The sequence below is a fragment of the Luteibacter aegosomatissinici genome, from assembly GCF_023078495.1.
In the GTDB taxonomy this organism is placed as follows: domain Bacteria; phylum Pseudomonadota; class Gammaproteobacteria; order Xanthomonadales; family Rhodanobacteraceae; genus Luteibacter; species Luteibacter aegosomatissinici.
Window position 1 is genome coordinate 1424128 of sequence record NZ_CP095742.1, and the last position, 18828, is coordinate 1442955.

14 protein-coding genes and 1 tRNA gene are annotated in these 18828 nt (G+C 63.3%); 11 read left to right on the top strand and 4 right to left on the bottom strand.

The genetic code is table 11. From position 1 onward, the window contains the following. Positions 1 to 15: 15 nt before the first annotated feature. The 9 genes from L2Y97_RS06305 (at position 16) to L2Y97_RS06340 (ending at position 13949) form a co-directional block, all read left to right on the top strand. A complete protein-coding gene (locus L2Y97_RS06305) occupies positions 16 to 624 on the top strand; it encodes a YhgN family NAAT transporter (protein ID WP_425492828.1) in 609 nt (202 codons plus the stop codon). A 190-nt stretch (positions 625 to 814) separates the two neighbouring features. Next, the gene (olsF, locus tag L2Y97_RS06310; RefSeq protein WP_247434422.1) at positions 815 to 2527 is read left to right on the top strand and encodes a bifunctional ornithine lipid synthase OlsF; all 1713 of its coding nucleotides are present in this window, start codon (positions 815 to 817) and stop codon (positions 2525 to 2527) included. A gap of 910 nt (positions 2528 to 3437) precedes the next feature. After that, positions 3438 to 4358 carry an IS110 family transposase gene (locus L2Y97_RS06315; RefSeq protein ID WP_247427771.1) on the top strand — a complete coding sequence of 307 codons (921 nt, stop codon included), beginning with the start codon at positions 3438 to 3440 and terminating at the stop codon, positions 4356 to 4358. Between the two features lie 665 nt (positions 4359 to 5023). After that, positions 5024 to 7477, top strand: a complete 2454-nt coding sequence (locus L2Y97_RS06320; protein ID WP_247434425.1) for a TonB-dependent receptor — start codon at positions 5024 to 5026, stop codon at positions 7475 to 7477. A gap of 429 nt (positions 7478 to 7906) precedes the next feature. Beyond that, positions 7907 to 11269: a TonB-dependent receptor gene (locus L2Y97_RS06325; protein WP_247434428.1), complete on the top strand. Its 3363-nt coding sequence runs from the start codon at positions 7907 to 7909 to the stop codon at positions 11267 to 11269. A gap of 176 nt (positions 11270 to 11445) precedes the next feature. After that, positions 11446 to 12843 (top strand): nucleotide 5'-monophosphate nucleosidase PpnN, encoded by a 1398-nt coding sequence (gene ppnN / locus L2Y97_RS06330; protein WP_247434431.1) that lies wholly within the window; start codon positions 11446 to 11448, stop codon positions 12841 to 12843. A gap of 131 nt (positions 12844 to 12974) precedes the next feature. Further along, positions 12975 to 13130 carry a DUF3309 family protein gene (locus L2Y97_RS06335; RefSeq protein ID WP_247434434.1) on the top strand — a complete coding sequence of 52 codons (156 nt, stop codon included), beginning with the start codon at positions 12975 to 12977 and terminating at the stop codon, positions 13128 to 13130. A 79-nt stretch (positions 13131 to 13209) separates the two neighbouring features. After that, positions 13210 to 13344, top strand: a complete 135-nt coding sequence (locus L2Y97_RS22345) for a hypothetical protein (RefSeq protein WP_256452079.1) — start codon at positions 13210 to 13212, stop codon at positions 13342 to 13344. Next, positions 13344 to 13949 (top strand): DNA-3-methyladenine glycosylase, encoded by a 606-nt coding sequence (locus L2Y97_RS06340; RefSeq protein WP_247434437.1) that lies wholly within the window; start codon positions 13344 to 13346, stop codon positions 13947 to 13949. Before L2Y97_RS22345 ends, L2Y97_RS06340 begins: the two co-directional genes overlap by 1 nt. Before the next feature lie 123 nt (positions 13950 to 14072). Here L2Y97_RS06340 and L2Y97_RS06345 read toward each other — a convergent pair whose 3' ends face one another. Beyond that, complete coding sequence (locus L2Y97_RS06345; protein WP_247434439.1) at positions 14073 to 14363, bottom strand: BrnT family toxin; 291 nt, start codon at positions 14361 to 14363, stop codon at positions 14073 to 14075. Positions 14364 to 14439: 76 nt separating this feature from the next. Next, positions 14440 to 15675: a serine hydrolase domain-containing protein gene (locus tag L2Y97_RS06350; protein ID WP_247434442.1), complete on the bottom strand. Its 1236-nt coding sequence runs from the start codon at positions 15673 to 15675 to the stop codon at positions 14440 to 14442. An 80-nt stretch (positions 15676 to 15755) separates the two neighbouring features. Here L2Y97_RS06350 and L2Y97_RS06355 point away from each other — a divergent pair, with 80 nt between their 5' ends. Then, on the top strand, positions 15756 to 16028 hold the full coding sequence (locus tag L2Y97_RS06355; protein ID WP_247434445.1) for a DUF2845 domain-containing protein: 273 nt from the start codon (positions 15756 to 15758) through the stop codon (positions 16026 to 16028). 77 nt (positions 16029 to 16105) lie between these two features. Continuing rightward, on the top strand, positions 16106 to 18040 hold the full coding sequence (locus L2Y97_RS06360; RefSeq protein ID WP_247434448.1) for an alpha/beta hydrolase family protein: 1935 nt from the start codon (positions 16106 to 16108) through the stop codon (positions 18038 to 18040). Between the two features lie 62 nt (positions 18041 to 18102). On the opposite strand, the gene L2Y97_RS06365 is transcribed toward L2Y97_RS06360, so the two are convergent. Both L2Y97_RS06365 and L2Y97_RS06370 read right to left on the bottom strand, forming a co-directional pair. Continuing rightward, positions 18103 to 18179: transfer RNA gene (locus L2Y97_RS06365), tRNA-Asn, on the bottom strand. Between the two features lie 47 nt (positions 18180 to 18226). Then, the gene (locus L2Y97_RS06370) at positions 18227 to 18751 is read right to left on the bottom strand and encodes a GspH/FimT family pseudopilin (protein WP_247434450.1); all 525 of its coding nucleotides are present in this window, start codon (positions 18749 to 18751) and stop codon (positions 18227 to 18229) included. Between the last annotated feature and the right edge of the window lie 77 nt (positions 18752 to 18828).

Below are 18828 nucleotides of genomic sequence, written 5' to 3' on the forward strand. Positions count from 1 at the left end.
TAGGAGTACGTCCCCATGGAAACGCAGATGACGACGTTATCCGCGGGCATCCTGCTGTTCCTGATCATGGATCCGCTGGGCAACATCCCGCTCTTCCTTGCCCTGCTGAAGGACGTACCGCCGCAGCGGCGCCGCAAGGTGATGATCCGCGAGCTGTTGATCGCACTGGGCGTGCTGGTGGCCTTCCTGCTGGGTGGCCAGTTCATCCTCAAGCTGCTGCAGCTGCGCCAGGAGTCGGTCAGCATCGGTGGCGGTATCGTGCTGTTCCTGATCGGTATCCGCATGGTGTTCCCGCCGGTGGAAGGCGGGGTGTTTGGCAAGCCGGGCGAGGGCGAGCCGTTCATCGTGCCCATGGCCATTCCCGGCGTCGCCGGCCCGTCCGCCATGGCGGCACTGCTCCTGCTCACCAATTCCCAGCCGGGCCGCACGGCGGAGTGGGGTATCGCGCTGTTCCTGGCGTGGCTCACCACGTCGATCATCCTGCTCAGTTCCACCTTCCTGTTCAAATGGTTGGGTGAAAGCGTGCTGACCGCCATGGAGCGCCTGATGGGCATGCTGCTCATCGCCCTTTCGGTGCAGATGTTCCTGGGCGGGCTCTCGTCCTATTTGCACATTGCCGTATGAACATACGTGGCGGTAGGGTAACTGTCATAATTGCCCGCGAGCATGGGCGAGGCCGGGACTGACCCGGCCCCGGGCATGGGCAAAGCCCCGGGATGGGGCCACGAAGGGTGTTCAAAGGCACTATGACAAACCACGACTCCGCACCACGCCCGCACGGCCCGTACCGTCCGACGTCTAAGGGAGCCACATCATGCTGAGCATCGATCGCACCCTGCAGGAACGCATGCCATGGCTGGCCCAGCACCCCAAGCTGCGCAAGCCGCTGACCGGGTTGCTCGGTACGCTGGCCCACGAACAACGCTTCAACGGCGTGCTCGAGGCGCTGCGCGATACCCAGGGCATTGAGTTCGCCGAGCGCGTGCTTGAGCACCTGGGCGTCAGCTGCCGGGTCACCGAGCGCGAGCGCGAGAACATTCCCGTGGAAGGCCCGCTGATCGTCGTGGCCAACCACCCGCTGGGCATGGTCGATGCCATGGCTCTGGTCCAGCTCATCGCCTCGGTGCGCCGCGACATCCGCATCCTTGGCAACGATGTGCTGGCCGCCGTGCCGCAGATGGAACCGCTGTTGCTGCCCGTCGATATCTTCGGCAAGGGTGCCACCTCGCGCATGCGCGCTTTGTTCCGCAGCATCGAGGCGGGCGAAGTGCTGGTGATGTTCCCGGCGGGTGAAGTTTCCCGCGTGCGCGCCAGCGGCGTGCGCGATGGCAAGTGGTCCGATGGCTTCGCCCGTATCGCGGCGAAGGCCGGGATCCCGGTGTTGCCCGTGCATATCAACGCACGTAACTCCGTCGCGTTCTATGGCCTCTCCATGCTGGCCAAGCCGCTGAGCACGGCCATGCTTCCGCGCGAGGCCACCTCGGGCAAGCAGCGCCTGGGCATCCGCATCGGCAAGCTCGTCGATGCCGACGAATTGAAGCAGGTCAGCGGCGGTTCCTCCGAGCGCGCTGCCAAGCTGATGCGCCGCCACGTGTACCGCGTGGGCCAGCAGCGTGGCCTGGTCTTCGGTGGGCAGACACCGCTTGCTCATCCGGAACCGATCGAGCGTGTGGTCGCCGAGCTAGCCAATGCTGAAGTGCTGGCTGAGCTGGGCGGCGGCAAGAAGGCCTTGCTGGTGCAGGGTTCCAGCGATAGCGCGGTGCTGCGCGAGATCGGCCGCCTGCGTGAGCTGACCTTCCGCCGGGTAGGCGAAGGCACCGGCAAGCGTCGCGACCTCGACGCCTACGATCCGTATTACGAGCACCTGGTGCTGTGGGACGAGAAGGCACTGCGCATCGTCGGTGCGTATCGCTTCGGCCATGGCGGCAAGCTGATCGCCGAGCGTGGCATGAGCTCGTTGTATACCTCGAGCCTGTTTGATTATTCGCCGGCGCTGGAATCGCGTTTGGCTCAGGGCCTTGAGCTGGGCCGCAGCTTTATCGCCCCGGCTTACTGGCGCTGGTCGCGCGCGCTGGATCAACTGTGGCAGGGCATTGGCCTGTATCTGCAGCGGCATAAGGATGTCCGTTACCTGTTCGGCCCGGTGAGCATGTCGGCGGCGATTCCGCGCGAGGGCCGTGAATGGATCGCGGCGGCGCACCAGCATTTCTTTGGCGTGCAGGGCCTGGCGGCGGCTCGCCAGCCGTTCGTGATCCCGCAGGAGACGCTAGCGCAGGTGCGTGCGGAGCTTGAGGGGCTCGATGCAGCGGGTGGCCTGGGTAAGCTGAAGAACCGGCTGGATGCGCTGGGTGTGACGCTGCCGGTGTTGTATCGCCAGTATGTGGATCTGGTGGATCCGGAGGGCGTGCAGTTCCTGGCGTTTGGCGAGGATCCGGATTTCGCGGGCTGCGTGGATGGCCTGGTGATGCTGGACCTGCTGAGCCTGAAGCCGGCCAAGCGCGCACGCTACCTGGGCAAGCAGGACTAAGGCGTCGCGAACGCCCGTGCACCTGTAGGAGCGTGCTTGCACGCGATAAGCCAACGAAGCAGGGAAAAGGCCGCGAGCAATCGCGGCCTTTCTTATGCGGTTCATTCGCTAGCGCGAATGCATGTTCTTAGCGGCATCCGCCGCCTTGCTCTTGAGGGCGCGAGGCCGAGAGCCGTCGGTGCCCACCCTCGCGTCGGATGCTGCGGCTGCGCCGCCGTGCCTTTGATTCGCGCACAAGGTGCGCTCCTACAACCGCCGCCCCGTTAGCGAGCCATGGGCCAGCACTATGTAAGGCTGGCCTACGGCCGCTCTCTTGTGCGGAACTCGCCTCGAGGGTGGGCACCGACGGCTCTCTTGACCCATGAGGTTGGGTGAGTGGAGAGCCACGGCGTTGTCTGCGGGCAGATTGGTGCGTTCGGGCATGCGTGGGCGGACAGCTGCTTCGTCTGCGGACAGGGGGTAGCTGTGTGGCGTGCATCAGCAAGCGCGGTGTTGTGGCAGCGTTTGCCGATCGTCGCGCGGTGATGCGTTATGGCGTCACCGCTGCGTCGGCTGATCGCGTGCAAGCACGCTCCTACACGAGCCGTGCGTGTTCATTCATTAATTCGTGGCACATCTTGTAGGAGCCCACCCTGTGGGCGACATCTTTTCGCCGAGCGCACAGGCCCTGCGGCAGTATCGCGAAAGCTGTCGGCCACAGGGTGGCCTTGTGTCTTTGCCGCGGCGTAGGCTGATGGGTGAGAGCGGAGTGCGGCAAGCCGATGATGGCCGGTGCCAGGAGCACGTGTAGGAGCAAGGGCTGCCGCACTCCCTTCACCAAGCCCGAACAGTTGCTCGAGTCCTACCTCGAATTCACAAGCCGGGGCTGGTGGAGGTGCTCTCACTCCCGATCCTACTCCGGAGAGACGCCATGGGCATGCATATCGGTGTTGATGTGGGAAAGGCCACACTGGATGTGGTCTGGTTATCGACCAGGCGTCACGAGCGCTTCGCCAATACGCCGGTGGGCCGGGAAAGGCTGCTGAAGGTGTTGTCTCCCAGTGCCGTTGAGCACATCGTGCTGGAGGCGACAGGAGGCTACGAACGGGCCATCGTGGAAGCCTTGGCGGCAGCCGGCTACCAGGTGACGCGCCTGGCGTCGCACCGGTCCAGGGCATATGCCGCAGCGCTTGGAAACCTCGCCAAGAACGATAAGATCGATGCCTTAACGTTGGCCCGCATGGCCAAGACCATCGATCCGGAGCCCTACCAGCCGACACCGCCCGAACGGGCGCAACTGGCCGATCTGGTACGTTGCCGCCAGCAGTTGGTGAGCCAGCGCGATGACAATCGCCGCCGGCTGGCTCAGGCGACGTTACCCGCCGCGCAACGCGCTCTCCAAGCGATGATCGAGGCGGCGAAGGCGCAGATCGCGGCCATGGATCAGGCGATCAAGCCAGCCATGCAGGCGGTCGATCCGCACTCCCGCCTGTGCAGCGTCCCGGGCATCGGACCGGTGACCGCGGCCACGCTCATCGCATACCTACCGGAACTGGGCCAGCTGGACCGCAAGCAGGTCGCTGCTCTGGTCGGCGTCGCGCCGTACGTTGATCAAAGTGGCCATCGCAACGGCCCCCGACGCGTACGCGCCGGCCGCTGGATCGTCAGGCGAGTGCTCTACATGGCCACCTGGGCGGCTATCAACGCCACGAACAGCCCTCTTAAGCTCCGCTACGACGCGCTACGAGCGCGTGGGAAAGTCGCAAAAGTGGCGGTCGTGGCCTGCATGCGACAGCTAATCACGGCCATCAATGCGATGGTCCGTGATCAGGCCGAGTGGAGGACTGCCTAAAGACAGTTGCTCCTACAAGGGCATGGCCACACAAGATACGAGCTCGCCCCCATGAAGCCTCATGGGTGAAGAGAGTCGTCGGTGCCCACCCTCGAGGCGAGTTCCGCACAAGAGAGCGGCCGTAGGCCAATTAAGTACATCTGCGCCGCAGGCGCACTCCGGTACGAACGCGGAGGACCTGTCTGAGCAGCGAGGGTGGGCACCGACGGCTCTCGGCCTCGCGCCCACAAGAGCGAGGCGGCGGATGCCGCTAAGAACACGCATTCGCGCCAGCGAATGAACTGATTCACCAGCGCAAAGCCGAAGGCGAGCCAGCCGGAAGCAAGAAACCGATTATCTCGTGGGCGTAGGAAAAGCCGAATCGCTCCGCATGAAAAAAGCATCAACGTTTCGACAAATTGTCATTGTGTGATGCTAGCCTATTGATTATCTCAGGGCAGGGACCTCCCGCTTTTCAACCAGGGTTGCCGCAGCGGGCGGCGCTAACAAGGACCTTTTGTGCTCGGTACGCGTACCGAGCGCATTGCTGCGTCCGGAGAAAGCGTTTTTTCTTGCGCCAACGTAATAACTAACGAAGTCCAATTAATCGCAATTAATAGCGACATTAGAAATATTTTTCGATTTACCCGTTACCAACAACTTGCATCACACCAGGAAACCAGTCGATGAATCGCAATTCCCTTTCGGCAGCGATTGCTCTTTCGCTTTGCCTCGTGGCCGGCGGCGTCGCCGCACAGGATAGCCAGGACCAGGCCACTGCCAACACGCAGCGCGCCACCGTCACGACCACCTCGAACACCTCCAACGCCAACGCCACGCGCCGTGACGCCGAGCAGATGAGCGCCGTGCAGGTGAAGGCGAGCTCGCTGTCGCTCGGCGGCGGCCTGATGACCATCCAGGACGCGCCGAAGGCCGTTTCGACCATTTCCCGTGATGCCATCGTGCAGGCGGCGCCGGGCGCCAACTTCACCCAGATCATCGAATCGATCCCGGGCGTCATCTCGTCCACGGACGATTACACCGGTACCAACGACGGTAACGCCACCGTGCGCGGCTTCCCGCTCGACGAAGTGGGCGTGACCGTGAACGGCGTGCCCATCAACGACAGCGGCAACTACAAGATCTACCCGACCGAGTACGGCGACACCGAAAACATGGGTGACGTCACCGTGCAGCAGGGCTACCCGGACAACAGCGCGCCGATCCCGGGTGCCGCCGGTGGCTCGATCGCGTGGGTCACGCTCGATCCGTCGCACACCGCCGGCCTGGATTTCAGCCAGTCGCTGGGCAGCAACAGCTACCACCGCACCTTCTTCCGCCTGAACACCGGCGACACCGGCCCGGTGCGCTCGTGGATCTCGTACTCCAATAACGAAACCCACCTGTGGCGCGGTCGCGGCACCTCGAAGGTCACCAAGATCGATGCGAAGTCGGTCTGGCAGATCGACGACAAGGATTCGATCACGGCTTCGGTGCAGTACAACCGCGAAGTGAAGACGAACTACGAGTCGCTCACCAAGGCGCAGGCGGCGGCGGAGTACAAGCAGAGCTACACCGGCATCTACAAGCCGGGCAGCAATGACACCAACTTCTACATGCTCCACCAGAACCCGTTCCGTAACTACCTGGCCAGCCTGGACGGCGAGTTCAGCCTGTCCAACGACCTGCACCTGTCGGTGATCCCGTACTTCCAGTACGGCTTCGGCGGTGGCGGCTCGGGCACCACGTTCACCGAATACGCCGGTGCGACCGGTGGCAACTACTACAAGACCGTGCCGTATGACGTGAACGGTGACGGCAAGGTCGGCGGCACCGCGCTGGTCAACTCGTACAGCACCTCGGTTACCTACCGCCCGGGTATCGTCATTAAGTTCAACCAGGACCTGAGCGACACCAACAGCCTGGAATACGGCGTGTGGGCCGAGCGTCCGCGCCAGCAGCAGAACCAGGCGTTCATCCCGACCGATTACAGCACCGGCATCCCGTACGACATCTGGGCACGCAAGGGTTCGCGTATCACGTACCCGGATGGCACCCCGCAGATGTCGTACCAGCAGTACACGACCACGACCAACGAAAAGGCGTTCGTGTCGGATAACTGGAACCCGACCGATGCCCTGACCCTGACCGGTAGCGTGGCCTACGTGTGGTCCAAGCGCGATGGCGACATCGTCGAGTTCCCGAACTCGGATGGCACGATCACCACCGCCGGCAAGACCAGCACCAAGAGCGCGGCCTACGGCGCATCGCCGACCGGCACGTTCCACAAGTGGACGCCGTCGTTCGGTGCCAAGTACCAGATCAACGACGAGAACCAGCTGTACTTCGGCATCGGCAAGACCTTCCGCGCCCCGATCAACGGCGCGGTGCTGAGCAATGCCCTGTACGGCACCGGCTCGAACAACGCCAACCCGCTGCCGAACAAGCCGGAAACCTCGACCTCGGCCGACCTCGGCTGGCGCTTCTACGGCGACAACGCGTCGTTCAGCGTCGACGCCTTCGCTGCCAACTTCAACAACAAGCAGGTGTCGGGCTACGACGAGGCCACCGGCCTTACCGTGTACACCCAGCTGGGCAAGGTGCATAACCGCGGCCTGAGCCTGGAAGGCAGCTACAAGTTCGATGAGCACTTCAAGCTCTACGCGAACTACGTGTACCTGCAGTCGCGCATGCAGGATGACCTGAACACGCTGGGCGACGGCATCTACTACACGAAGGGCAAGACCCTGATCAACGCCCCGCGTAATGCCGGCTACGTCAGCTTCAATTACGACAATGGTCCGTTCTGGGCCGCGATCAACGCCAAGTACCAGGGTTCGATCTGGGGTGACTGGTCCAACACCGAGCGCGTGGGTGGCTACACCACCTTCAACCTGGATGCCGGCTGGAACTTCGACGACTTCTCGGCCCTGTTCCGCAAGCCGTACATCAAGCTCAACGTGTACAACCTGACCGACAAGAAGGCGCTGACCTACGCCTCGAACGCCACGTCCTCGCTCGCGTCGAACCCGGGCAAGATCAAGGATCCGAATGGCGTGGTCCTTTACGCCTCGGCCCCGTATTACTCGGTGCTCCCGGAGCGTACGGTCATGGTGACCTTCGGCGCCTCGTTCTTCTAAGCGCACCGATCCAGGCCTGGCCTGATAAGGCGCCCCTCCGCAAGGAGGGGCGCTTTTTTTTAACGTCCAGATCTCATATGACACGCGACGCAGGCCCGCCGGCAGGCCGTCGCTTGCGGGACTCGCAAGATCACGATATCTCGCAAAATCATGAAGTTATAAGCTATTGATCGATCTAAGTAATGGCGGGGGATGGTCGCGACCCCGACCTTTTCCTATCGCAACTTGTTACGCCGATGTAATAAACTTCATCTAATGTTTACGGGGTCGCAGCATCCTGCGACACCCCATTAGTGCCATCCGCGACCGCTGGGCGACGCCTGAGGGTCAGGGGAAAACCGAAGAATCGTTGTTGCCTTCCAGAGGTTGGGCGTGTTGCGACGCCCTTCTTTCCAGCTTTTTTTCTCGCGAAATTGTGAGGTTCGTTACATGCAGAAGCGTATCCGCGCCAAACTCCTGCCGTTGGCCATCGCGTCGCTTATCGCGTCGCCCGCCGCCTTCGCCCAGGAGACGTCGTCGACGATCAGCGGCCGTGTCCTTGATAGCGCCGGCCAGCCGGTTGCCAACGCCACCGTCGTCATCGTCCACGAGCCGTCGGGCACCACCAAGACGACGACCACGGACGCCAACGGCCGTTACGCGGCCCAGGGCCTGCGTGTCGGCGGTCCGTTCGACGTGACCGCCACGAAGGACGGCCAGCCGTCGGCTCGCCAGGACCAGGTCTACCTGCAGCTCGGCGCCGATACCGCCGTGAACCTCACCGCGGGCGCCGCGGCCAACGCCGCTGAAGCCACCGCGCTCGGTGCCGTCACCGTGTCCGCCGTGTCGGGCCAGTTCTCGTCGGAGAACAAGGGCCTGGGCACCAACATTTCGCAGGCGCAGCTGAAGGCCACCCCGACGCCGAGCGGCAACATCGCCGACATCGCGCGCCTCGACCCGCGCGTGAACGTCGACCACGGCACCGGCGCCATCTCGGCCAACGGCCAGAACGCCCGCATGAACAGCATCAAGGTCGATGGCCTTGGCGTGGGCGACCCGTTCGGCCTGAACGGCACGGGCCTGCCGACCGTCGGTTCGCCGGTCGCCATGGACACGATCGATTCGTACAACATCTCGACCGCCAACTACGATGCCAGCTCCGACACGATCGGCGCTGAAATCAACGCCGTCACCAAGTCGGGTACCAACGAGTTCCACGGTACGGCTTACTATGGCTTCAAGAACGCCTCGAGCATGGTCGGCGATGCCGGCTGGATCAATAACGGCGCCAACCGCGATTACACCGAGTTCGACCGTAACTGGAAGGCCGGTGCCACGATCGGCGGCCCGATCATCAAGGACAAGCTGTTCTTCTTCGCCAGCTACGAGAAGGAAGAAGTGACCGGCCTGAGCTCGGGCGCCGTGAACGGCCTCGACCCCTCGCTCGCCGCTTCGACCAACAACAAGGTCTCGCAGGCGGATCTCGATCGCACGATCGCAGCGGCCACGGGCCTGGGCCTGGTGCCGGGTTCGCTCGGCGCGAACGGCGGCACGCTGACCGACAAGCGTTACACCGGCAAGCTCGACTGGAACATCACCGACGGCCACCGCATGAACCTTGCGTACTCGCGTACCAAGGAAGTGAAGCCCAACCCGCAGGGTAACGGCGCTTCCACCATCGGCCTTTCCAGCTACTGGTACACCGTCAACACCGATATCAAGAACTACACCCTGCAGTCGTTTGACGACTGGAACGACGTGTTCTCGTCGGAGACGAAGGTCGGCTACAGCGATTACAGCCTGGCCCGCTCGGTCGATACCCAGCAGCCGCAGATTGGTGTGCGCGTCAACAGCGGCACCACGGCCACCAGCAACACTGGCCCGACGATCAACCTGGGTGAAGACCAGTTCTCGCACTACAACGCCGCGTCGGTGAAGACCCTGAACGCGCTGTGGGTCGGCACGCTGTACCTCGACGACCACACCATCAAGGGTGGCCTGGAGTGGGAGCGTACCCGCATCTATAACCTGTTCGGCCGCACCGAGTTCGGTGCGTACACCTTCGGCAACGGCATCGACAGCTTCGCCAATGGCCTGTACAGCAACTATTCGCTGTACCAGCCGGCGAAGGGTTATAGCCTGAACGACATCGCTGCCCAGTGGGAGCTGCGTCGCCACACGTTCTTCCTGCAGGATACCTGGCAGCCGACCGACAACCTGTCGGTGCAGTTCGGTTTCCGCGTGAACAAGTACCTGACCGACGACAAGCCGCTCTATAACGCGACGTTTGAGCAGAAGTACGGCTTCAGCAATGCGGCCACGATCAACGGTAGCAAGCTCGTCGAGCCGCGCCTGTCGTTCAACTACACCTTCGACAGCGAGTACAAGACCCAGCTGCGCGGTGGCGTTGGCCTGTTCCAGTCCGATCCGCCGACGGTGTGGATGACGAACCCGTACCAGAACAACGGTATCAACATCGTCACCTACTCGTACGACCGCACCACGGTGAACGGCCCGAACTGCCGCCTCGGCAGCCAGACCGTTGCGTGCCCGCAGTTCAGCGCCGACCCGTTCAACCAGCCGACCAGCGGCGCGGGTACCCAGCCGCAGATGGCTGTCGATACCGTCGACAAGAACTTCAAGCTGCCGAGCGTCTGGAAGTCGTCGATCGCGTTTGATCGCGAGCTGCCGTGGCAGGGCATCATCGGCACGATCGAGTACCAGCACCTCGATGTGCAGGATGGGATCTTCTACCAGAACCTGAACATCGGCGACGCCACGGGCATCATGCCGGATGGCCGCTTCACGTATTACGGTTGCATCGGCGGCTCGACCCCGGTGGGCGGTGCGAACACGAGCGCCTGCGGTACGAATCCGACGGGTACGGCTGCCAGCACCAACCGCAACCGCTACCGCGCGGATGGCCGCTTCGCCCAGGCCGTCACCTATCTGACCAACACCCACAAGGGTGGTGCGGACACGGTGACCCTGTCGTTCACCAAGCCGATGGAAAACGGCTGGTCGTGGAGCATCGCGGCTACCGGTAGCCATGCGACGGAAGTGAACCCGGGCACGAGCAGCCAGGCGTCGTCGAACTACTCGAACAATGCCTGGTACAACCCGAACGAAGACGTGGCGTCCACCTCCAACACCAACATCGCACGGCGCCTCAACGCCTCGATCGCGTGGCAGCACAACTTCTTCGGCGATTACGCCACCACGATCAGCGCGTTCTACGACGGCCACTCCGGCGTGCCGTATAGCTGGGTGTTCGGTAACGATGCAAATGGTGACTCGTACTCGCGCGACCTGGCTTACATCCCGACCCGTAACGACGGCACGGTGTTCACCACCACGTCCGGCGCGGCGGCTTCGCAGGCTCTCGTCAACCAGTTCTACGATTACATTCAGAACGATAGCAACCTGCGCAAGAACCAGGGCAAGGTGGCTCGTCGCAACGATGCGGTCTCGGCCTGGGTGAACCAGCTCGACCTGAGCCTGAGCCAGGAAATCCCGGGCATCTTCAAGGGCAACAAGGGCGAGATCCGCCTCGACGTTTACAACTTCCTGAACCTGGTGAACAAGGATTGGGGCCAGCAGTCGTATGTCGGCTTCCCGTACACCCGTACGCTGGCCAACTTCGGCGGCGTGAACGCCCAGGGCGAGTACATCTACCAGCTGCCGACCGACGCGCAGGGCAACTACCAGCCGGGTGCGAAGGCCGTCTACGACGCGCCGACCGACAACAGCGCGACCAAGCTGAACCCGGTCTCGCGTTGGTCCGCCACGCTGACGGTGCGTTACACGTTCTAAGCAGGGCTTAGGCCTTACGAGGAACCGGAAAACCGGCATCCGAAAGGGTGCCGGTTTTTTTGTGGGGTCCACGGCGGACTTGACCCCCGCCAATGCCCCGCGTGATCCTAGGCAGTCCGCTCCCTTTCCGGAGCGGGGTTCGCCGCTAATTCGCGGTCAGAAGGACATGTAAGTCAATGAATGCTCAGCATTTCGGGGAGCCGATCACCGGCAAGACGGTCAGCGCTCGTGTTTCGCCGGCCGGCGGCCTCGATATCCTCTCCCGTAACGAAGTGGCGCGTCTGCGCGATGCCAGCGGGTCGGGCCTGCACCAGCTCCTGCGCCGCTGTGCGCTGGCGGTGCTCACCTCGGGCAACCTTTCCGATGATCCGGGCTCGATGTTCGAGCAGTACCCGGATTTCGATATCCAGGTGCTGCAGGAAGATCGCGGCATCAAGATCGAGCTGAAGAATGCGCCGGAGCAGGCGTTCGTCGATGGCCGCATCATCCGCGGTATCAACGAGCTGCTCGTCGCCGTCGTGCGCGATATCGTTTACGTGTCGACCCAGCTCGAAGCGGGTGCGTTTGATCTGGACGATAGCGTGGGCATCACCCACAGCGTGTTCGAGATCCTGCGTAACTCGCGCATCCTGCGCCCGCAGGTCGATCCGAACCTCGTGGTCTGCTGGGGCGGTCATTCCATCTCGCGCGATGAGTACGAGTACACCAAGCGCGTGGGTTACCAGCTGGGCCTGCGCAGCCTGGATATCTGTACGGGTTGCGGCCCGGGTGCCATGAAGGGCCCGATGAAGGGCGCGACCATTGCCCACGCCAAGCAGCGCCGCAAGGGCAACCGCTACATCGGCGTGACCGAGCCGGGCATCATCGCGGCCGAGTCGCCCAACCCGATCGTCAACAACCTGGTGATCATGCCGGACATCGAGAAGCGCCTCGAGGCGTTTGTCCGTCTGGGCCACGGCATCATCGTGTTCCCGGGTGGCGTCGGTACGGCGGAAGAGATCCTGTACATGCTCGGCATCCTGTTGCTGCCGAAGAACAAGGGCATCCCGTTCCCGCTCATTTTCACCGGCCCGCGCAATTCGGCGCCGTACTTCGAGCAGATCGATCGCTTCCTTCGCCTGTGCCTGGGCGATTCGGTGGCTGAGCACTATAAGATCATCATCGATGATCCGGCGGCGGTCGCGCATGCGATGGTCTCGGGCATCGACAAGGTGCGCAACCACCGCCTGGACAACAAGGACGCGTTCTTCTTCAACTGGGCGCTGGATATCCCGCTGCCGTTCCAGCAGCCGTTCCCGCCGACGCACAACGCCATGTCGGGCCTGGCCCTGCATCGCGATCGCCCGCGCCACGAACTGGCGGCCGACCTGCGCCGCGCGTTCTCGGGCATCGTGGCCGGTAACGTCAAGCCGGAGGGCGTGCGCGCCATCGCCGAGCACGGCCCGTTCGTGATCGATGGCGAGCCGGAGATCATGCGTGCCCTCGACGACCTGCTTAAGGCGTTCGTCGAGCAGCACCGCATGAAGCTCCCCGGTGGCACGGCCTACGAGCCCTGCTACGTCGTTCGTACGTGACACACAGGGCAGGGCGGCGCAACGCCGCCCTGCCATTAGCTGAACGTGACACAGGCGCCCCTGTGAACGTCACAGGGCCTAGACGGGGTCGCGGGTGAGGATGCAGGCACCCAAGCTACCTGGAGGCGCCCATGCTCGTCACCGTCCTGCTCGTTATCCTCATCCTTGCCCTGATTGGCGGCCTGCCGACCTGGGGCTATTCGCGCTCGTGGGGTTATGGCCCCAGCGGCGGCATCGGCGTCATTCTCGCCATCATCCTGATCTGCTGGTTGCTCGGCGTCTTCTGACGCCCGCTCACGCTGCCGCGCATCCTTGGGTAGCATGGTGGGATGCGCGGCGCCCCGGTGGCGGCGCGAGGAGGACCCCATGCCGCGACCCCACCGCCCCGTACCCGATACCGATCTGCCGCTTCCAGGCACCGCGCCACCGCCGTACGACCACGAACCGGTGGAGCGCCCCGGGCCCGAGCCCGATACCGACGGCGAGGCGCCGGAAACCTGATGGCGCGGCGTCGTACGGCCTGGCCTGGCGAGATCCTTCCTCGTTCCTTCTTCGAGCGCGATGCCCGCGAGGTGGGGCCGCAGCTGTTGAACAAGGTGCTTGCGTGCGCGGATGGCCGAGCCGGGCGCATTGTTGAAGTCGAAGCGTACGTGGGTGCGATTGATCCGGCGGCTCACACGTTTCGTGGCAAGACGAAGCGTAACGAAGTGATGTTCGGCCCCGCCGGGCACATGTATGTGTACTTCACCTACGGCATGCACTGGTGTGCCAACACCGTGTGTGGCGACGAGGGGGAGGGTAATGGCGTGCTCATTCGCGCGCTGGAGCCCATCGCGGGTATCGAACTGATGCGTGCTGCCCGGCCGAAGATCCGTCGCGACAAGGACCTGTGCAGCGGGCCGGCGAGGCTCACCCAGGCACTTGGCATCACGGGCGAGCAGAATGGCATCGATCTTGTTCGCGCACGCGATGGTTACACCGTGCTCGATGACGGGACGCCGGCACCGGAGAACGTCCCGGGCTCGGCACGCATTGGAATCCGCGAGGGTACCGACCTGCTGTGGCGGTGGTACATCGCCGGGAACCCCAATGTATCGAAGCCCTGAGGCTTAGCTCAGGAGGTGAGCACGGAGGATGTGACGCCAAGTAGTTTCTGAAGATCCGGCGGGAGTACCTCAGCCGCTGGTTTGAAGAGAGAAAGCTCGTAGTCGGTAAGGTTTTCGCGCAGCTCACCCTCGCGCGTTGTCAAAGGCTTGGTTGTTTTCATAGTGGCGTACCTCACGTTTGTTGGCCTTGCGGAAACTGATCACACGTATCCCACGGAAGGAGCGGGTAAATACAACGACGTGAACGCGTATGTCGATGAGACCGAGGGCGACGAAGCGCTCCTCACCATAGTCCATACGGGCGTCGCGACGCACGAGCGCAGTTGAGAAATCGAATTGAGCCACGTCGTCGAATGAGAGGCCTCGTTCCCTGAGGTTGCGGCCGTGCTTGGCCTGGTCATAGCGAATTTCCATGCTGGAAGCGTAGGAAATTCGCTGCCTTGCGTATGTCAGCTTTCGCTGGCTTTGCGCGTAGGCGGTGCCCGTGGTCTCACGGCGCGGCGCCAGAATGAGCGTCGATCGCCAGTGTCTTCAGGGCACCTTCGGTGCCTTTGCATGTGTCGTTGGCTAGCAACGCAAAGCCTTGCCCGCTGCGGGGGAACAGTACCACCTGGCTCGATGTGCCGAAGCTTCCCCCGCCGTGTGAAACGACGGGTTCACCCTTCGCCTGTTCAAGGTGCCAGGCCATGGCGACATCCTCATCGGCGCCGTGGACGAGCGCCCGGTGGGAGAGGGTGACCACCGGGTTTGCGCTGTCCAGCTGCCAGCGAACGTACCGGGCCAGGTCCTCGGGCGTAGACCAGAGCCCCCAGGCGGCCCCCGCGTTCGCAGGATGATCGGGCGTGGGCTGGCCGAACATGTCATAGCCAGTCACCTCGCGCGCCTTCAAGGCCGGAGCAAGCGTTAGCGTGGTGGATGCCATGCCCAGCGGTTCAAGAATCCGTTTCCTGAGCAGTGTTTCGTAGGGCATGCCATAGACATGTTCAAGGCCAGCGCCAATCAGAAGAAAGCCTGCGTTTGAGTATTGTTCGGCCGTACCCGGTGTGCTGCGCAAGGGCATCTTCCGCAGCGCGCTGAGAAACGTCCTTTCATCCTGCCCCTGGGCGAGCTGAATGAGCGCCGCGGGAAGGGTGCGTGGATTCTTGGCGGCGAAAACCGCGTCCGTATCGGGGATGTCCCGTGGCATGCCTGATCGGTGCGTAAGCAGCGTTGCCAGCGTAATGGGGTGCCCGTCGCGGGCCAGGTTGGGGTAGGGGCTTGCAAGATAACCGCGAAAATCGCCGTCGAGCGACATCTTGCCGCTGTGCACGGCATAGGCCGCGAGTGTCGCCGTGAAGCTCTTGGTGACCGAGGCAATCTCATACACGCTATCGGCCCGTGGGAGCGTTCCGGTTTCGCGGTTCGCAACCCCGTAGTTATAAACATGGCTGCCATCTTTCGTGACTACGGCGATGGACAGGCCCGCGTGGCAGCGACTACTGAAAAAGCTCGCCGCCGCGGCGTCCACGGCGTTATCCATGGCGGTGATTCGCGGGTTGTCGGTGGGTACGGTGGCCGCCGCCGCGATGTCCGCAACTGCGCACGCCAGGGCGGCGATGAGGGCGGTCCGGCCAAGGGGGCGAATCGGCATGCGAGGGCTCTCCCGGGGGATGACACCTGGCCAATCTAGGTGAAAGCAGATTACGGCGTCATGTGCTGCAAGTGCGGCGAGCGGGCTGAACGCCACCTGTGGCGGTGATACCTTCGCAACTTGTTGCTGCCGAGTGGGCGGCGTAGGCTCCCCCTCACCATGACAAGGAGATACGCATGAAGCGAGTCATCGTCGGGCTGTTTCTCGCAGCCCTCGCCCTCCCTGCAGCCGCCTCGGATACCTGGCGCGTCCATTCCCAGGTCGTCAGTACGGGCGATAGCGAAGGGCGCCTTCGCCAGGTGGCGGGCAAGCCCGATCGCGAAACGCCCATCGAAACCGGTAGAGGTGGCCTCAAGGGGTACCGCCTGGAGTATTTCCAGGGCGGGAAAAGCGTCCAGGTCGAAATCATCGACGGGAAGGTAGCGTCCATTACCCAGCTCGAGAGCTAGCCCAGGCGTAGCGGGCACGTTGCGCGGCACGCCGCGCCTGCCGCATAGTTTCGGCACCTTCAGGGGAGGGGAATCCCATGTTTGCAGTGATGTGGCTGGGCCTTGCGCTCGGCGGCAGTGTGCAAGGCGATGCGGTCGCGGCGGATGAGGTGACGAAGGGCTTGTTGCGCCGGGCGCAGTACGAGCAGGTGGCCATTTCACCCGATGGGGCGTATCTCGCGATCGCTCATCGCGAAAACGACGGGACGCTGGTGACGCTTCTCGACCGGAAGACGCTCAAGGCTGTGAGCCAGGTGGATCCCGGCGAGCGCGCCGAGGTACAGGTGCTTGACTGGCTGGGGCCGGAGCAGCTCATCATTTCGGCGAATCGAGTGAGTGGCGACTATGCCTCGCCCACGGTCATGCCGCAGCTCTACCTGCTGAATATCCACGAGAAGCATCCCAAGCTGCTGTCCAGCAACTTCGTCGGAACGATCGAGGGTGATGACAAGCACGTGCTCGTCGAGCGTTGTAAGACCATTGATGGCAAATGCCACATGGAACTCGTCAAGCTCGATATCACACACCTGACAGGCACGGGCGAATCGGTCGCTATTTCTCCCATTGAAGGGGGTACCGATTTCCTGATCGACCACACGGGCCAGCCTCGTTTTGCCTGGGCGGTGACGGAAGATAATGAGGAGCAGCTTTACGTGCGCCGTGGTGAAGGCGGGTGGGAGAAGGTGGGCAATGACAAGGATGCACACTTCTTCAGCCAGCCCGTCGGCGTTAGCCGCGATAATCGCTACGCGTACCTGATCAGCGAGAAGCCGCAGGGCACGAACGTGCTTGAGCGTTACGACCTGGGCGACGGTTCGCGCCAGGTGGTGCTCAGCGACACCCGCTCGGATCCGCTCTCCATCGTTGCCAGCCTGGACCAGATCGAACCTATCGGCGCCAACTTTGGCCCGGGGCGCCCGGTACAGCACTTTTTCGACCCGAAGCAGACTGACAGCCAGTGGCGCATCGCGCTCAACGCAGCCTTTCCCGACAGTATGGAAACAGTCGTGAGTTCGACCGCTGACGGGAACTGGCTGGTGATCGAAACCACCAGCGATCGTGACCCTGGTTCGTTCTACCTGTTCGACAAATCCACCAAGCATGCGCAGCTGCTTTTCCATGGCAAGCCGTGGATCGATGCATCCAGCCAGCGCGGCACGGACGAGTTTTCATTCAAAGCGAGGGATGGGTTGCCGCTTACCGGCTTCCTGACCATGCCGGCGCCCGGCGCACAGCTTCCGCCGATGGTGGTGATGGTTCATGGTGGTCCGTACTACGAACGCGATGACTGGAGCTACGACCGCGACGTCCAGGTGCTGGCGCAGCACGGCTATGCGGTGCTGCGGGTGAACTTCAGGGGTTCCAGTGGTTTCGGCCTGGATTTCCAGCAGCGCGGCTACCGGCAGTGGGGCGGCGCTATGCAGGATGATGTGACGGACGCCACGCATTGGGCTATCGATAACAAGCTGGTCGATGGCCGGCGCGTCTGCATCTTTGGCGGCAGTTACGGCGGCTACGCGGCCCTCATGGGCGCGGCACGGGAGCCTGGCCTTTACCGCTGCGCCGTGGGCGAGGCTGGCGTGTATGACCTGGGCAAGATGTATTCGTGGGGCGATACGCACCGCTACAAGTACGGCGTGAACTATTTGCGCCGGGTTATCGGAACGGACAAGGCCGAGTTGGCGGGGCGCTCACCGGTGGCGATGGCATCGTCCATCACCATCCCGGTCATGCTTGCCCACGGCACGCTGGATGGTCGCGTGCCGATCGAGCATGCGAAGGCGATGCGCGATGCGCTCGTGAAAGCGGGGCACCCGCCCATCTACCTGGAATACCCGTACGAAGGGCATGGGCTGGTGAGCCAGGCGCACCTGGAGGACTTCTACGCCCACCTGCTCCGGTTTCTCGATGCCAACACCGGGGCAGCCACGGCTGCGGTCGCATCCAGCGGTGCAACGGCGGCTAAGCCGTGACGGGACGGCTGCTGTCGTGAGCAAAGAAAAAGGCCTTGCATCGCTGCAAGGCCTTTCAAATCTGGCGCCCGAAGTTGGACTCGAACCAACGACCCCCTGATTAACAGTCAAGTGCTCTAACCGGCTGAGCTATTCGGGCGGGGAGCCACGTATTTTGTGTATGTTGCCGGGGGCTGTCAAGCATTCTTAACGATTGTTTTCACGCGACCGGCTGCAGGCGGCTGCGGAGGCGGCTTCGGCGGGCCCCGAGTGGATGCGGCCTGCTGCCGAATTGACCACGGAAATCGCCGTGGCGGGCCGTTTTCGCACGCACAGGGTGATGGTGGCATTGGTGCCGGGCGACCTGCCGCCAGCGTCGAAGCCGATGCGGTCGCGCGACTCTGACGCGTGGATGGCAAGGGAATGGGCGAGGGCATCATGGGCCGAGAGCACGACGCTGCCATGCTGGATGATCCACCCCTGCTCCCAGCGGCCGCGATGTGAGCAATGGTGGCCGTCGCGGCTGGGGCAGAGCGTGACGCCGCCGCCGCGCGTGATGGCGGCCCGCCGTGCCGCAGACAGGTCATCCGCCAGGGCTTCGGCCGCGGTGCGCAGCCGGGCGTGGGCGATGACGCTCGCGAGTGAGGGCACGGCCACCATGGCCGCCAGGGCGAGAATGAGGGCCGTGGCCGCGAGTTCGGTCAGGGTGAAGGCGCGTTGGGAGCGATGCATGAGGCGGCCCAGGGAGGAGGGCCGAGGATGGCGCCACGAACTCGCCTGGTATGTCAGGTTTCCACCTCACGCCGTGT

Coding starts and splice junctions, on each gene's coding strand:
- L2Y97_RS06315 (WP_247427771.1), top strand. CDS start 3,438: ATGGGCATGCATATCGGTGTTGATGTGGGAAAGGCCACACTGGATGTG.
- L2Y97_RS06305 (WP_425492828.1), top strand. CDS start 16: ATGGAAACGCAGATGACGACGTTATCCGCGGGCATCCTGCTGTTCCTG.
- L2Y97_RS06320 (WP_247434425.1), top strand. CDS start 5,024: ATGAATCGCAATTCCCTTTCGGCAGCGATTGCTCTTTCGCTTTGCCTC.
- L2Y97_RS22345 (WP_256452079.1), top strand. CDS start 13,210: ATGCCGCGACCCCACCGCCCCGTACCCGATACCGATCTGCCGCTTCCA.
- olsF (WP_247434422.1), top strand. CDS start 815: ATGCTGAGCATCGATCGCACCCTGCAGGAACGCATGCCATGGCTGGCC.
- L2Y97_RS06355 (WP_247434445.1), top strand. CDS start 15,756: ATGAAGCGAGTCATCGTCGGGCTGTTTCTCGCAGCCCTCGCCCTCCCT.
- ppnN (WP_247434431.1), top strand. CDS start 11,446: ATGAATGCTCAGCATTTCGGGGAGCCGATCACCGGCAAGACGGTCAGC.
- L2Y97_RS06345 (WP_247434439.1), bottom strand. CDS start 14,363: ATGGAAATTCGCTATGACCAGGCCAAGCACGGCCGCAACCTCAGGGAA.
- L2Y97_RS06340 (WP_247434437.1), top strand. CDS start 13,344: ATGGCGCGGCGTCGTACGGCCTGGCCTGGCGAGATCCTTCCTCGTTCC.
- L2Y97_RS06370 (WP_247434450.1), bottom strand. CDS start 18,751: ATGCATCGCTCCCAACGCGCCTTCACCCTGACCGAACTCGCGGCCACG.
- L2Y97_RS06335 (WP_247434434.1), top strand. CDS start 12,975: ATGCTCGTCACCGTCCTGCTCGTTATCCTCATCCTTGCCCTGATTGGC.
- L2Y97_RS06360 (WP_247434448.1), top strand. CDS start 16,106: ATGTTTGCAGTGATGTGGCTGGGCCTTGCGCTCGGCGGCAGTGTGCAA.
- L2Y97_RS06325 (WP_247434428.1), top strand. CDS start 7,907: ATGCAGAAGCGTATCCGCGCCAAACTCCTGCCGTTGGCCATCGCGTCG.